This window comes from Streptomyces sp. SX-6, assembly GCF_059089585.1.
In genome coordinates this window covers 204,209-218,016 of the sequence record NZ_JBTHHU010000005.1, presented here as the reverse complement: position 1 = coordinate 218,016, position 13,808 = coordinate 204,209, and the positions used below count along the sequence as shown (strand labels likewise).

The window sequence follows — 13,808 nt, the reverse complement described above, 5'->3', positions numbered from 1 at the left end:
GTCGGCATAGCTCAACTTGCCTGCCGAAGGGGAGATCATGGCTTCGACGTCCGTACCGCTCACCCTGCCCGTGCTGCCGCTCGACGACGAGGTGGTGCTGCCCGGCATGGTCGTGCCCCTGGACCTGACCGACACGGAGGTCCGCGCCGCGGTCGAGGCCGCACAGGCCGCGGCACCCCCCGGCACCAAACCCCGCGTGCTGTTCGTTCCGCGCATCGATGGCACCTACGTCGGCGTCGGCACCCTCGGCAGCGTCGAGCAGGTGGGCCGCCTCTCCGACGGCGACCCCGGCGCGCTCATCCGCGGCGTCCGCCGCGTGCGGATCGGGGCGGGCACGACAGGCCCCGGCGCCGCCCTGTGGGTCGAGGGCACGGAGATGCAAGAGCTCACCCCCGACCCCCTCCCCGGCTCCGTCATCGAGCTGATGACGGAGTACAAGGCCCTCGCCACCACCTGGCTGCGCAAGCGCGGAGCCTGGCAGGTCGTGGACCGCGTCCAGCAGATCGACGACGTCTCCCAGCTCGCCGACAACTCCGGCTACTCGCCGTTCCTCACCGTCGCGCAGCGCGTCGAACTCCTCGAGACCGCCGACCCGGTGGCCCGGCTCAAGCTCGCCACCACCTGGCTGAGCGAGCACATCGCCGAGCAGGACGTCGCCGAGTCCATCGCCAAGGACGTCCAGGAGGGCGTCGACAAGCAGCAGCGCGAGTTCCTGCTCCGCCGCCAGCTCGAGGCCGTCCGCAAGGAGCTCGCCGAGCTCAACGGCGACCCGGCCGACGAGACCGACGACTACCGCGCCCGCGTCGAGGCCGCCGACCTCCCCGAGAAGGTCCGCGAGGCCGCCCTCAAGGAGGTCGACAAGCTCGAGCGCGCCTCCGACCAGAGCCCCGAGGGCGGCTGGATCCGCACCTGGCTGGACACGGTCCTCGAACTCCCGTGGACCGAGCACACCGAGGACTCCTACGACATCGCGGGCGCCCGCGCCGTCCTCGACGCCGACCACGCGGGGCTCGACGACGTCAAGGAACGGATCACCGAGTACCTGGCCGTGCGCAAGCGCCGCGCCGACCGGGGACTGGGCGTGGTCGGAGGGCGGCGCGGGGGCGCGGTGCTCGCGCTCGTCGGCCCGCCCGGCGTCGGCAAGACCTCGCTCGGCGAGTCCGTCGCCCGGGCCATGGGCCGTAAATTCGTCCGCGTCGCGCTCGGCGGCGTGCGCGACGAGGCGGAGATCCGCGGCCACCGCCGCACGTACGTCGGCGCCCTGCCCGGCCGCATCGTGCGGGCCGTCAAGGAGGCCGGTTCCATGAACCCGGTCGTCCTCCTCGACGAGATCGACAAGGTCGGCTCCGACTTCCGCGGCGACCCGGCGGCGGCCCTGCTCGAGGTACTCGACCCGGCGCAGAACCACACGTTCCGCGACCACTACCTCGAGGTCGAACTCGACCTGTCCGACGTGGTGTTCCTCGCCACGGCCAACGTCCTGGAAGCCATCCCCGAGGCCCTGCTCGACCGCATGGAGCTCGTCCGCCTCGACGGCTACACCGAGGACGAGAAGGTCACCATCGCCCGCGACCACCTGCTGCCCCGGCAGCTCGAGCGCGCGGGCATGGAGCCCGGCGAGGTCGTCCTGACCGACGACGCCCTGCGCAGGCTCGCCGGCGAGTACACCCGCGAAGCGGGCGTCCGTACCCTGGAGCGCGCCGTCGCGCGCCTGCTCCGCAAGGTCGCGGCCCGGTCCGAACTCGGCGAGCAGGAACTCCCGTTCACCATCGGCGCGGAGCAGCTGCGCCCGCTCATCGGCCGCCCGCGCTACACGCCCGAGTCCGCCCAGGACCCGGCCGAGCGCCGTACGGCCGTCCCCGGTGTCGCCACCGGCCTGGCCGTGACGGGCGCGGGCGGCGACGTCCTGTTCGTCGAGGCCTCGCTCGCCGACCCCGAGACGGGCGGCGCGGGCCTGACCCTCACCGGCCAGCTGGGCGACGTGATGAAGGAGTCCGCGCGGATCGCCCTCTCCTACCTCCGCTCCCACGGCGCCGAACTCGAGCTCCCGGCCGGTGACTTCAAGGAGCGCGGCGTCCACCTCCACCTCCCGGCGGGCGCCATCCCCAAGGACGGCCCCAGCGCCGGCATCACCATGATCACCGCCCTGGCGTCCCTGCTCTCCGGCCGCCAGGTCCGCCCGGACGTCGCCATGACCGGCGAGGTCTCCCTCACCGGCCGCGTCCTGCCCATCGGCGGCGTCAAGCAGAAGCTGCTCGCCGCGCACCGCGCGGGCATCACGACGGTGATCATCCCCAAGCGCAACGAGCCCGACCTCGACGACGTCCCCGCGGAGGTGCTCGAGAAGCTGGACGTCCGCCCGGTGTCGGACGTACGGCAGGTGCTGGAACTCGCCCTTCAGCCCGCCGCCGTGGAGGTCGCGGTCGCGGCGTGACGGACGCGACCGCAGTACGGCGCCCCGGCCCCCGCCCTTCCGGCGGAGCCGGGGCGCCGGCGTGTCAGGTGCAGGACCCGTTGCCGTTGGTCAGGTGGCAGGTGAGGATCTTGGTCACGGTGACGTTCTCGGCGGTCTGGTTGGACTGCCTGTCGTTCACCGAGACATCCGCGGTGTCGTTGTTGCCGACGGTGCCGTTGTTGAGGCTGATGGGGATCGTGTAGGACTCCGTCCCGCCGTTGCCGGTCTCGCTGGTGGTGCCTTCGGAGAAGTCGGTGTCTACGGTCACCGCCACTCCGTTCAGGGATTCGCGGTCTCCGGACGCGGTGTTGGTGAGGGTGCCCGTGATGTCGGTCGGGATGCCGTTGGTGACGTCGAGCCGCGTGATGGTGAGGCCGAGCGCGTCCGCGGCGTGGGCGGAGGCGGGCTGGGTGAGGCCGAGCCCGGCGGCGGCCAGGCCGAGGGCCAGGGCGGCGAGTCCGGCGAGGCTGGAGCGTACGGTGCGCATGGCACGGTCCTTTCCTGCCTGCGGTGCCGGGGTTCGAGGTGCTGCGAATGGCACCGCAGTGCTCGGAGTGTTGCGCCGGTGCCCGGTTGCCGGACAGGGCGGTTCCGGTAGCTATGGGGGCATATATCAGGATGGCGGATATGTATGCGCGCCCGGTGGGCCACGGGTACCGACGGAGTGCGACAACCGGCTGCGGCCGGAAAAGGACACCGGACGGCCGGCCTCAGCCCGTAACGTCCTGCCTGACAACAGGACTTGGGGGCCGGACCATGAGAAGACCGAAGCGGGGCCAGCTGTCCGCCATCGCCGCCCTGGCAGCGGCGGCCGCACTCCTGGCCCCGGGCGGCCAGGCATCCGCGCAAGCCGATGCGCAGCGGCAACCGCGCACGGAGCTCGTCAGCGTCGCCGCCGACGGCACGCTGAGCAACAACCTCTCGGGAGAACCGCAGATCAGCGCGGACGGCCGCATCGTCGCGTTCTACTCCGAGGCCACCAACCTGGTTCCGGGCGGCGGCGAGCCGTACCAGAAGAACGTCTATGTACGTGACATGCGCGGCCGCAAGCTCACCAAGGTGAACGCCCGCGCCCAGGGAGCCCCGGCGGACGCCGAGGCCCACGAACCCGCGCTCAGCGCGAACGGCCGCCAACTCGCCTTCACCTCCTCGTGGCACGACGCCGCGCCCCAGAAACTGAGGGCCGACGTCTACGCCCGCGACCTGCGCACCGGCCGCACCGAGAAGCTGAACGTGGGCCTCGAGGGCACCGACCGCGACGCCGAGACGCCGTCGATCAGCGCCGACGGCCGATACGTCGCCTTCGCCGCGGGCAAGGACCTGTACGGGGAGGGCCGGCACATCTACGTACGCGACCGCTGGACCCGCACCACCCGGCGGATCAACGCCCAGCCCGCGTACTACGGTTCCGCGCTGTACCCGCGGATCAGCGCCGACGGCCGCGGAGTCGCCTACTGGGGCGTCAGCCGCGACACGGCAGGCGGCCCCTTCCGCGCCAGCGCCGCCTTCGTATGGCACCGCGCCAACGGCCGCACGGAACAAGTCGATCTCCCGTACAACGGCCCCGCGAAGAAGCACTACACCTCCCCGCCGTCCCTCAGCCCGGACGGCCGGTACGCGGTCTTCGGCGCGTTCCCGCTGGCCACCCCGCAGTGCCCGGGCGACGACTTCCGGAAGTTCTACATCCGTGACCTGAAGCGACGGACCACACAGTGCGGCCCCACCGGCGTGCTCGGGGGCCAGTACACCGCCGACGACCGCTACTTGCTGTACACGGCCCCGGAAGCGGTCCACCTCTACGACCTCCGCACCGGCAACGACCGCCCGGCGAGCCTCCGCCACGACGGGACCCCGGTGGACACGTACGACTCACCGGCCGCCGATGCCCACGGCCGCACCGTCGCGTTTGTCGCCGGGAGGCCGGACGTGGTGCCGGGCAACCCGGGCCGCACGACGGACGTCTACATCACCCACCTGCCTCCCCAGCGCGACCAGTAGCGCATCAAGTGCCCCAAAAATAACTGGCGTTACTCGGTTCTCGCTCGTTCGAGTGAGTCCGGGGATATGTCACCTCATGGTGGGGATTTCATCTGTAGTCGGCGTATTGGCCGGTCTCCGCGGAGCCAAGGGGGGCGGATCAATGAACACAGTTTCCATCGTGAACTTCGCGTTCCAGCCACAGGTGTTGAACATTCTGCCGGGCGATGTGGTCACTTGGGTCAACAATGACACCGTCGACCACACCGCAACGTCCAACACCGGTGTATGGGATTCTGGCGTGATCAGTCCGGGCCAGAGTTTCCAGTTCGGTTTCACGGAGGGTGGGCAGTACGACTACCACTGCACCATCCACCCGGTGATGACGGGGACCATCAACGCCGGCCTTCCCGCTGACGGGTAGCCGCCTCGCTCACCCGGGAATGGTCAGCACCATGCCCGGCTGAATCAGATCGGGATCGCCGCCGATCACCTCACGGTTGGCCTCGTAGAGCTCGTCCCAGCGGTCTGCGTCGCCGAGTTCGCGCTCCGCGATGTCGGACAGGCAGTCGCCGCTCCGGATCGTGTAGGTGCGGGGTTCGGGGTCCGGCTCCGGCTCTGGCGACGAGGAGTCGTCTGCCGAGGAGTCGTCTGCCGAGGAGTCGTCTGCCGAGGAGTCGTCTGCGGACGAGTCGTCCCAGGAACCGTCCGAGGACTCGTCCCAGGAGTCGCCGGAGGAGTCGTCGGAAGACTCCTCCGAGGAGTCGGCTGAGGACTCAGGGGCCTCCTGTTCCTCATCGTCACGCTCTTCCTCGTCGTCATCGTCGTTCCGTCCCAGGAGCGAATCCCATAGACCCATGGCCACAGCCTTCCTGATGCTCGTCGGTCACGCTTACGGCTACCGTTCGCCCGGCTCCGTCAAACGGGGCGTGTTTGGCTCCTGGTTGCACTGGACCGGCGCGCAGCTCGTGGGCGGATGCGACCGCACGGCACCCCGGAGCCCAGGAATTGACCCATCAAACGGTGCATAGATTGCACCATCTGCATGGTCTTTCGGCTTCCTAGAGTTGATCTCACAACGACCGCGAACGCCGCGCAGAACCAAGGAGATCAACCCCGTGAGCACCCAGAACGCCAAGGCCGCCGACTTCACCGCAGTCCTCACCCGGGCCGCCGAGGCCGAGACCACCAGCGACCCCAGCAGCGTCATGACCCTGCTGGCCGACTCAGACACCACCGGCGGCCTGCTGACCAGCTACCGCTCGACGTTCGCCAAGGGTGCCGTCGGTGCTCCGGCCCACTTCCACACCCGTGCCGCCGAGCTCTTCTTCGTCATCGACGGCTCGCTCCGAGTGCTGGTCGGCGAAGAGGTCACCGTGCTGAACGCCGGGGACTTCCTCGTCGTCCCGCCGAACACCCCGCACGCCTTCGCCGCCGCCCCGGGCTGCGAGGCCGACGTCCTGTTCGTCTTCACGCCCGGCATGGCGCGCTTCGACTACCTGCGGCTGCTGGGCCGGGTCATGCGGGGTGAGGCGAGCCCCGAGGAGATCAAGGAGTCCTCCGAGCGCTTCGACAACCACTATGTGGACAGCCCGGCTTGGCGCGCGGCGCTCGCCGGCTGAACCAGCCGCCTTTGACGGTCTCTTGACACCCGGTGTGTTCGATTCCCCTGTACGGTGCATGCCTCGGCCGTAGGGGGACGGCTCGTGCGGCATCCTCCTGCGACGGTTCTGCGAACAGTCCAGGAGGTCTCTCCATGCGCAGAATTTCCCGAATCCGTATCGCTGCCGCTGCCACCGTATGCAGCGCCGCGCTGGCGTTCACGACGGCAAGCAGCGCCGGCGCCGCCACCCGCCCATCGGTTTCTCAGTCCGACGACACCGAAATAGCCGTAGCGCTCCAGAAGTTGCGGGAGAGCGGAATATCCGAGGGCGGCGGTGATACGGACCCCGTCCCATCGGCCGTCGCCGCCAAGCTCCGGGACGACCTGGGCCACCGGGCCCCGGCCGCGTCCGCACTACTGCCGAAATGCAGGGGCGTCTTCCGGCACTACACGGCCATTGTGAACCTGCAGGAGTCCATGAAATACGGCATTCCATGGAAGGTCTCCCTGACCGCCCGCAATGCCAACATGTTCATCGTCACCCTCAACGCGCAGATCTTTGCCGACGGCCACCAGGCCAACGTCTACCGGCCGCACACCCAGCTGTGGAACTACGCTTTCCACGGCCCGCTCCCGCGCTCCTTCCAGCAGATCGGCAGCAGCCGGCCGTACACGATGCACCGTGGTTCGGAGGTGTCCTTCCTCTGGACGTGGCGGTCCAGGCATGATCCGCGCAATGGCGGCTACCGTTTCGTCAACTGCACCTTCAAGCCGTAGAAGTAGAAGTAGAAGGAGGCGGGAGGGATGACTCCCCAGCCGGATCCCGACGAGGCGTTCGCCCCCATCGCGCACGACTTGCGGGCCTGCGGGATGACGTACCGCCTGAAGTACGCAGCCCCCGACGGCGAGAACCCCGAACGCTGGCGGACACTCGTGGTCGAGGGCGTCCGCACCGGCTACCTGGACTTCCCTCCCGACCTCACGCCCGCCGAGCAGACCCACGCACTGGCCTTCCACGCACAGGCAGCAGTCCTGGAGAACCTCCAGGCCCTCCCGCTGGACCTGCCCTGGCCCAGGTGCGGGGCAGGTCACCCGCACCCCATGGACCTCGCCTGGGAGGGCGGGGACGCGTGGCCCTACTGGCGCTGCCCGGCAAATGCGGCGTACCGGTGGCCGGTTGGCGAGCACCCGGGGGCCGGGTAGGTCGTGGTGAGTTCACCGCGCGGGCGTGGCCTGCCAGTGGCGGTGGATGACCTCGCGGTAGCGGGTGTGGGCGGGGTTGCCGCTCCGGTGGGCGAAGACCCAGTCGTGCGCGACGTCGAATTCGGGCCCGGGTGTGGACGCGGCGCCGCACGCGGTGCAGTGCATCGCGAAGGTCACGGGGACGTCGACCTCGGCCTCCGGCCGGATCGTCCAGCCCGTGCGGATCATTTGCCGGACACCTCCGCCGAGTTGGCCGGCCGTACGGCGTCCACGTCCGCATCCCACTCGAGCCCGCCCCGGGGCGGACGGAGCTGGAGGCAAGGGCCTTCGCGCCCTATGACCTGGCCGAGCTTGCCGGTTCGGGTGTCGATGACGAACGAGCCGATTGCTGGGGTCATGGGGCTCACGATAGGGCGACCCATCCACACCTGTCCATGCCTGGGCAAGCCCGGGCTTGTCTATGTTCGAATGAATATCAGTGCGTAGGGTCACCCTCGTGATGGAGTTCAACCCCACGCGCCCGAAGTGGGTGCAGATCGTCGAAGTGATCCGCGAGCGCATCGAGACCGGCGAGTACCCGCCGCATCACCTGATCTCCGAGATGCGGATGGAACAGGAATTTGGCGTAGCGCGTGGAACGGTGCGCAAGGTCACCGCCGCACTCCGCGAAGAGGGGCTGATCATCACGACCCAGGGCATGGGATCCTTCGTCGCCAAGCCGGAGGATCGAGGCTCGGGCAAGGCGCAGTGATGCTGCCGCTGAGTGCCACTGTCACGTGGGGACGCTACGGAGCGCGGTAGCTGCGAACCAACGTTCTTGCGGGAGGTTGCGCGGTCGCTCGACCGGCCCGACGTTCCCTCGACGAGCTCGCAAGTTCATGCAAGTTCGGTGCGCGACAGCATCGGTTGGGGGCAAGCTCATCCGCAGCGTTCGTCGGCTCCAACCGAGGAGGACGGCATGGCTCTGCACAAGTTGGGCAAGGACCCCGAGAGTAAATCGGGTGGCTCTCCGACGGTCTACATGGATGACGAGACCGGCAACTATCTGGTCCAGGGATGGAAGGTGCTGGACAGCGAGCGTCTGTCCAGGATGGAGATCCCCGATCACGAGACCGTAGTCGAGATCCCGCGACGGATGGTCCAGTTCTTCCTGGAGATGAGGCGTGACGAAGGCACCGACGTTTGAGGAACTGCTGGCCTCGGCCCGGCACTCGGCTGTGCATCTGGAGATGCGCGACGGCTACATGACATCGGACCCTGCGTACATCTCTTGGAAGGCGGGCACCCTGGATGACCCCGTGGGTGATGACGCAGAGTTCCAGCAGTGGTTGACGTGGGTCCGGGCGGCGACCGACCGTGGCGTCTCGATCCGTCGGGCGAGGGTTTTCTCCGTTCCGGAGTCGGACTACATCAGGTTCGAGCATTACGTCTCGGACGCCAACGTGGCGGCGGGGGAGCAGATCCGTTGGCTGCCCCGCCGCCAGGCGACGGAAATCGCCTTCCCCGGCAACGACTTCTGGGTCTTCGACAACGAGCTGGTCCTGGTGCTGCATTTCACCGGTGAAGGGGAGATGGCGCGGGACGGGATGGAACTGACGGAGGATCCGGCGACCAGGGACCTCTGCGTGAACGCGTTCGAGGCTGTATGGAACCGCGCCACCCCGCACGCAGAGTATCGGCCGTCCTGAGACGGTCCAGCGACAGGGAAGCAGTGGCACCCTCACCGTCATCTGCCGTCCGGCAGGCCCGGCAGGGCTTGGGTAGGCGGCTTCGTGAGATCCGTAGAGCAGCGGGCTTCAAGACGGCACGGGCCTTCGCGGCTCGTGCCGGTTGGAGCGAGTCGAAGACGTCTCGTATCGAGAACGGCATCACGGCCCCGGGTGAGGACGATCTCCGCCAGTACGCGGTGCTCTGCGGCGTGCCCGAGATCTATCCGGATCTGGTTGCCGCGTCGGACAGTATCGCGGACATGTATGTCGAGTGGCGGCGATTGCAGCGAGATGGGCTGAGGCCAGTCCAGCAAGCGCATGTGCCGCTGTACGAACGCACCGGACGCTTCCGTATCTACGAGCCCGGCGTGATTCCGGGCCTCTTGCAAACGGCTGACTACGCTCGCTCGATCATGGGCCGCATCATCGCTTTTTGGGGTATTCCCAACGACGTTGAGGCCGCAGTGGAGGTGCGGATCGACAGGCAGTGGGTGCTGCGTGATGCCGGCCGACGGTTCAGCATCCTGCTGGAGGAGACCGCCCTGCGGTCAAGGTTCGGCGATGCCTCGATCATGGCGGCGCAGCTGGGACACCTGCTGAAGGTCGCCTCACTGCAACAGGTCAGCTTGGGGGTTGTGCCGACAACTGCCGACCGTGCCATGTGGCCGCTCGAAGGGTTCTGGATCTTCGATGACGATCAGGTGATCGTTGAGCTGGCCACAGCGCAGGTGACTGTCAAGCAGCCGAGCGAAGTCGCCACGTACTCACGCATGTTCGCGAAAATCGCATCGATGGCTTGTTATGGAGGGCAGGCTCGCTCCTTGATCGCACAGGCAATTGCCTCGCTCGAGTGAGCTGCATGGCGTTGATGCCTTGAGACACACGTTGTGTCCTGGGCTTTGGGTGCGGAGTCATTTCTGAACAACTCCCGTACAACGGAACAACCGAAAGGGAGGGGCCAACGATGACGGGTCCGATCGTGAGGAACGGGGACGACAAGGACAAGGCTCCCGGTCAGCCTTGGACGCCGCCCCCGCCGCCGCCCCCGGATGGTGAGATGCCGGAAGGCGACGGGAAGCACCGCAAGTGATGCTCTCCCATGGGCAGGACGGCCGCGCCGGTGATGTGCTGGCGCGGTCCCTGATCGAATCCGGAGCCCTGACGCCGGAATGGGCGGAGACGTTCAAGGCCGTACCGCGCTCTCTCTTTCTGCCGGACCTTGTCTGGTCGCACGACATGGCCACTGGCCGCAACGTGCCCGCCTCCCGCTCGGACGACGCCGAGGCATGGAGCCGAGTCGCGTACGCGAATGTCCCTCTCGTCACCCAGTGGGACGATGGGCAGCACAGTGGTATCGAGCCCGGAGCCGTCCCGACAAGTTCCGCCAGCATGCCGTCGGTTGTGGCCGCCATGCTCCGCGACTTGGACGTACGCGATGGTATGCGGGTACTCGAAGTCGGCACTGGCACCGGCTGGAACGCCGGGCTCCTCACCCACCGGCTGGGCGGTTCCAACGTGGTCAGCGTTGAGATCGACCCTGCTGTTGCCGAGCAGGCCCGTGCAGCATTGAAGCGCGCGGGCTTCAGCCCCGAAGTGGTCCACGGGGACGGCCGAGACGGGTGGCCGGACGGGGCGCCGTTCGACCGCGTGATCGTCACGGCAGGGGTACGAGCTGTCCCGCACCAGTGGTTGGAGCAGACGCGTCCCGGCGGGGTCGTCCTCGCTCCGTGGGGCACCCACTACAGCAATCAGGACGCGTTGGTTCGGCTGACCGTGGGCAAGGACGGTCTGGCATCCGGGCCGTTTCTGCGCATGGTCGAGTTCATGAAGCTGCGGGATCAGCGTCTCGACTGGAAGCAGTTCGGCGAATACGTCCCGGCCTTCCCCGGCGATGCCGACGTGTCCCGTACGCAGCTCACACTGGCGGACCTGGGGGACCGCTACGAGCCCGCGTGCTTTGTGGTGGGGCTCTGCGTGCCCGATTGTGCCCACGTCGTCAACCAGACGGGTCGTGAGACGGGTAAGGCATGGTTCTTCGATCTGACAAGCCGCTCTTGGGCCGCTGTCGAGTTCACCGCCGACGAGCCGTACGCCACGGTCCACCAGTCAGGGCAGCGACGGCTGTGGAACGAAGTGGAACGAGCCCTGAAGTGGTGGGAAGCCCAGGGCAGGCCCGGCGTCGACCGGTTCGGTCTCACGGTCGGCCAGGACGGGACCACTCGTGCATGGCTTGACCACCCAGCGGACGTTCTGGCATTCACCTGAGAGAGGTGGCGCTAGTGGCGGTCTCGCCTGCCATGGCCGGCCCGGAGATGATCAGGGGCTTGCAGGAAAGGGCGGCTCGAGCCCTGCCCGCTGTGCACGTCGAGCACGTGGACGGATGGTGGCTGCGGCACGCTCCCCGTTGCTCCTGGTGGGTCGGAACGGTGCTGCCCCATGGTGAGGCCGGGCCGGGCGAGTTGCTGGCCCGGGTCGTCCGGGCCGAGGAGTTTTACGCCGCACGCGGCGCGGTCGCGCGGGTGCAGGTCACCCCGCGCGTGTGCTCGCCGGGACTTGACGCGCTGCTGGCAGAACGCGGCTACCGCGCGGAGAGCCCGGTGTCGTTGCGGGTGGCCTCATCCGCGCGAGTTGTGGACCGGGCATCGGAGGGGCCGCTCCGGGCCGGCGTCGACGATCACCCGACAGCCCCGTGGTTCGACGTCTGGCACGCCGTGAACGGAGGAGAACCGCAGCCCGCACGGGACTTGCTCACCCGGCTGGAGCGGCCGTGCGGCTACGCCCGAGCGGCCATCGGGGACGAGGTCGTCGCGGTGGGCCGCGCAGTCGTCGACGACGGCTGGGCCGGGGTGTTCGACATGGCGGTGCTTCCCCGGGCGCGTGGCAGAGGCGCGGGTCGCCGCGTGCTCGCGGCGCTGGCCCGCTGGGCGGAGGCCCACCGGGCCGCACACATGTATCTGCAGGTGGAGTGCGACAACCTCCCCGCTCTCCGGTTGTACGAGAAGGCGGGCTTCACCGAGGCCAGCGCCTACCACTACCGCACGGCGGTCTGATCGCGCCGTCGTTGCGCCTCTTCGAAGAGGCGATCCGTGCAGTCTGCGAGCACGCCGCCCAGGAGCAGGTCCGGGGTGTAGATGGACCGCGCGGAGGCAGCCACTTCCTGTGGGGACAGGGCGATTTGGTCGAGCCCGGTGCGGCGGATCCCGTCGATCGAGGTTCCCCAGACGATGCGCGGCAGCTGTGCCCAGACCATCGCGCTCATGCACATCGAGCAGGGCTCGCCCGTGGTGTAGAGGGTGGTGTCGGCCCAGCCGTGGTTGCCGTGCCGGCGCACGTAGTCGTTCATGGCGGCGATCTCGCCATGCAGGACGGGGTTGTCCTTCGAGTCGTTGACCCCGCCTGCCAGGACGTCGCCGGTACGGGTGTGGACGATCACCGCGCCGAAGGGGTAGAAGGGATTGTTCCGGGCCTGGTCGATGGCCAGTTGCATGAACCGCTCATGGCCGGTGCGGTCAGGGTTCTCCTGGATCACCTGCCGAGGGCGGGTGTACGGTGCCGCGGCTCCCGCCACCGCCGCGCCGGCCAGCCCGCCGAGGAACCGGCGTCTGTCGAAGTGCATATGGGTCTCCTCGTCGGGAGGTTCTGTGGGCAGATCACATCCTGCACGGCGCATGACGGTTCCGGGGAAGGACCGATCCTGTCCACTCGGACGAGGCGTTACACGCCACTTGATGGCCTGGTCGAAAGCTTGCGCGGGAACAGATGTCCGCCCGTATGGGGATCGACGGCAGCGTAGCTTTCTGATGATGCGTCAGCGGTGAGTTGGTGACGTTAAAAAACGGGTGAAGCCGACATTTTAACGTCACCAACTCACCGCTGCCGTAGCGCTATGCCGTCAGTCGCTGGTGACCCAGCCCCGGTTCACCGCGGTCCCTGCCGGGCAGTACACCCATACCTCCTGGAAGCTGGTCATGGGGCCCGCGTTGCTGACGGTGCCGTCCGAGCAGGCGGCGTGCGCGTACCAGGTCGTCTGCCCGATGACGCCGCACTGGACGTGGTAGAAGGGCTGGCCGTTGTTGAAGCCGATGTAGTTGTTCACGCAGTTGAGGCCGCCTTGGGCACCCTGAGTGGCGGCCTGGGCGGACGGGGCCGCCGCGAACAAGGCTCCGGTGAGGGCGAGTCCGGCCACGGCAAGGCTGCCCGTTATGCGCCGACGCATTGCTGAATCCGATCTTCCGGGGACTGCGACGGCGCTGATCATGTCAGGGCGGTGCTGTGGCAACCAGGGAGGTTCCGGCCATTAACCTGCATGGATGCCCTACGACATCACCTTCGTCCAGTGTCTCCCCGGTCGTACCCTCCTGGAGACACTGGAAGAGCGCGCTGCCGCGTACGACGGCTTCGACTGGGACGCCGAACCGGAGCGGATGCGGCTGACCGTGGAGCAGCAGGCTGCGTGGGGGCGGATCGTCCGGCGGGTTGCCGAGGAGGTCGGGCCCATCGAGTCGCTGGAGGAGTACCCCACCACCTGGACCTTGTGCCACAACAGCCCTGCAGGTCGCCTTCAGTTGGACTACGACGGAGACTCGGCCAACATCGAGATCCCCTACCGCTATCCGGGAGAGGAAGCCCTGCCGATCACCGCCGGGGCGTACTGCGTCGCACGCATCCTCGAGGAAGAGACCGGGCTCCAAGGATTCGACTGCCAGACCGAGCGGCCCATCGCCGCCAGCGATGCCGAAACGACCGCTGCCATGCTCGGCGCCGTGGCCCGCTGGGCCCAGGATCACCTGGCAAAAGGGGGTTAGCCCCACCCCGGAGAGGCTGGCCCTCCGGATGGCGACCGTACCCGCGCCCCAGCAAG

The 13,808-nt window shown here is 68.3% G+C and carries 19 protein-coding genes and 1 pseudogene; 14 read left to right on the top strand and 6 right to left on the bottom strand.

Annotated features, from left to right (window positions below):
* Positions 1–37: 37 nt before the first annotated feature.
* Positions 38–2,434, top strand: a complete 2,397-nt coding sequence (gene lon / locus ACV530_RS08620; RefSeq protein WP_494331691.1) for an endopeptidase La — start codon at positions 38–40, stop codon at positions 2,432–2,434.
* 64 nt (positions 2,435–2,498) lie between these two features.
* On the opposite strand, the gene ACV530_RS08615 is transcribed toward lon, so the two are convergent.
* Positions 2,499–2,942 (bottom strand): hypothetical protein, encoded by a 444-nt coding sequence (locus tag ACV530_RS08615; protein ID WP_494331690.1) that lies wholly within the window; start codon positions 2,940–2,942, stop codon positions 2,499–2,501.
* 269 nt (positions 2,943–3,211) lie between these two features.
* On the opposite strand from ACV530_RS08615, the gene ACV530_RS08610 reads away from it, so the two are divergent.
* On the top strand, positions 3,212–4,453 hold the full coding sequence (locus ACV530_RS08610) for a TolB family protein (protein ID WP_494331689.1): 1,242 nt from the start codon (positions 3,212–3,214) through the stop codon (positions 4,451–4,453).
* Between the two features lie 160 nt (positions 4,454–4,613).
* Positions 4,614–4,856, top strand: coding sequence for a cupredoxin domain-containing protein (locus ACV530_RS08605; RefSeq protein ID WP_494331688.1), 243 nt, complete (start codon positions 4,614–4,616; stop codon positions 4,854–4,856).
* A gap of 9 nt (positions 4,857–4,865) precedes the next feature.
* On the opposite strand, the gene ACV530_RS08600 is transcribed toward ACV530_RS08605, so the two are convergent.
* Positions 4,866–5,291 (bottom strand): LysM peptidoglycan-binding domain-containing protein, encoded by a 426-nt coding sequence (locus ACV530_RS08600; protein WP_494331687.1) that lies wholly within the window; start codon positions 5,289–5,291, stop codon positions 4,866–4,868.
* Positions 5,292–5,550: 259 nt separating this feature from the next.
* On the opposite strand from ACV530_RS08600, the gene ACV530_RS08595 reads away from it, so the two are divergent.
* The 3 genes from ACV530_RS08595 to ACV530_RS08585 all read left to right on the top strand — a co-directional run bounded on the left by ACV530_RS08595 (position 5,551) and on the right by ACV530_RS08585 (position 7,238).
* The gene (locus ACV530_RS08595) at positions 5,551–6,054 is read left to right on the top strand and encodes a cupin domain-containing protein (protein WP_494331686.1); all 504 of its coding nucleotides are present in this window, start codon (positions 5,551–5,553) and stop codon (positions 6,052–6,054) included.
* Positions 6,055–6,188: 134 nt separating this feature from the next.
* Positions 6,189–6,812, top strand: a complete 624-nt coding sequence (locus ACV530_RS08590) for a hypothetical protein (RefSeq protein WP_494331685.1) — start codon at positions 6,189–6,191, stop codon at positions 6,810–6,812.
* 27 nt (positions 6,813–6,839) lie between these two features.
* Positions 6,840–7,238 carry a hypothetical protein gene (locus ACV530_RS08585; protein WP_494331684.1) on the top strand — a complete coding sequence of 133 codons (399 nt, stop codon included), beginning with the start codon at positions 6,840–6,842 and terminating at the stop codon, positions 7,236–7,238.
* Positions 7,239–7,250: 12 nt separating this feature from the next.
* Here ACV530_RS08585 and ACV530_RS08580 read toward each other — a convergent pair whose 3' ends face one another.
* Positions 7,251–7,466: a DUF7848 domain-containing protein gene (locus tag ACV530_RS08580; protein WP_494331683.1), complete on the bottom strand. Its 216-nt coding sequence runs from the start codon at positions 7,464–7,466 to the stop codon at positions 7,251–7,253.
* Complete coding sequence (locus ACV530_RS08575; protein WP_494331682.1) at positions 7,463–7,636, bottom strand: hypothetical protein; 174 nt, start codon at positions 7,634–7,636, stop codon at positions 7,463–7,465. The genes ACV530_RS08580 and ACV530_RS08575 overlap by 4 nt, the downstream gene beginning before the upstream one ends.
* Before the next feature lie 101 nt (positions 7,637–7,737).
* On the opposite strand from ACV530_RS08575, the gene ACV530_RS08570 reads away from it, so the two are divergent.
* The 7 genes and pseudogenes from ACV530_RS08570 (at position 7,738) to ACV530_RS08540 (ending at position 11,997) form a co-directional block, all read left to right on the top strand.
* Positions 7,738–7,989, top strand: coding sequence for a GntR family transcriptional regulator (locus ACV530_RS08570; protein ID WP_494331789.1), 252 nt, complete (start codon positions 7,738–7,740; stop codon positions 7,987–7,989).
* A gap of 207 nt (positions 7,990–8,196) precedes the next feature.
* Positions 8,197–8,424, top strand: a complete 228-nt coding sequence (locus ACV530_RS08565) for a hypothetical protein (protein WP_494331788.1) — start codon at positions 8,197–8,199, stop codon at positions 8,422–8,424.
* Entirely contained in the window at positions 8,402–8,926 is a 525-nt protein-coding gene (locus ACV530_RS08560) for a DUF6879 family protein (protein WP_494331681.1), read from the top strand. The genes ACV530_RS08565 and ACV530_RS08560 overlap by 23 nt, the downstream gene beginning before the upstream one ends.
* A pseudogene (locus tag ACV530_RS08555) lies at positions 8,884–9,153 on the top strand (helix-turn-helix domain-containing protein); the annotation flags it as partial. The gene ACV530_RS08560 and the pseudogene ACV530_RS08555, both read left to right, overlap by 43 nt.
* A 3-nt stretch (positions 9,154–9,156) precedes the next feature.
* Positions 9,157–9,801, top strand: a complete 645-nt coding sequence (locus ACV530_RS08550) for a DUF5753 domain-containing protein (RefSeq protein ID WP_494331787.1) — start codon at positions 9,157–9,159, stop codon at positions 9,799–9,801.
* Positions 9,802–10,036: 235 nt separating this feature from the next.
* The gene (locus ACV530_RS08545; protein ID WP_494331786.1) at positions 10,037–11,212 is read left to right on the top strand and encodes a methyltransferase domain-containing protein; all 1,176 of its coding nucleotides are present in this window, start codon (positions 10,037–10,039) and stop codon (positions 11,210–11,212) included.
* A gap of 14 nt (positions 11,213–11,226) precedes the next feature.
* Positions 11,227–11,997 (top strand): GNAT family N-acetyltransferase, encoded by a 771-nt coding sequence (locus tag ACV530_RS08540; RefSeq protein WP_494331680.1) that lies wholly within the window; start codon positions 11,227–11,229, stop codon positions 11,995–11,997.
* On the opposite strand, the gene ACV530_RS08535 is transcribed toward ACV530_RS08540, so the two are convergent.
* Together ACV530_RS08535 and ACV530_RS08530 are read right to left on the bottom strand one after the other, a co-directional pair.
* Complete coding sequence (locus ACV530_RS08535; protein ID WP_494331679.1) at positions 11,979–12,563, bottom strand: nucleoside deaminase; 585 nt, start codon at positions 12,561–12,563, stop codon at positions 11,979–11,981. The two genes, ACV530_RS08540 and ACV530_RS08535, sit on opposite strands and share 19 nt — an antisense overlap.
* Before the next feature lie 276 nt (positions 12,564–12,839).
* Entirely contained in the window at positions 12,840–13,163 is a 324-nt protein-coding gene (locus tag ACV530_RS08530) for a hypothetical protein (protein ID WP_494331678.1), read from the bottom strand.
* Positions 13,164–13,257: 94 nt separating this feature from the next.
* Between ACV530_RS08530 and ACV530_RS08525 the strand changes: the two genes are divergently transcribed.
* On the top strand, positions 13,258–13,752 hold the full coding sequence (locus ACV530_RS08525) for a hypothetical protein (RefSeq protein WP_494331677.1): 495 nt from the start codon (positions 13,258–13,260) through the stop codon (positions 13,750–13,752).
* The last annotated feature ends 56 nt before the right edge of the window (positions 13,753–13,808 follow it).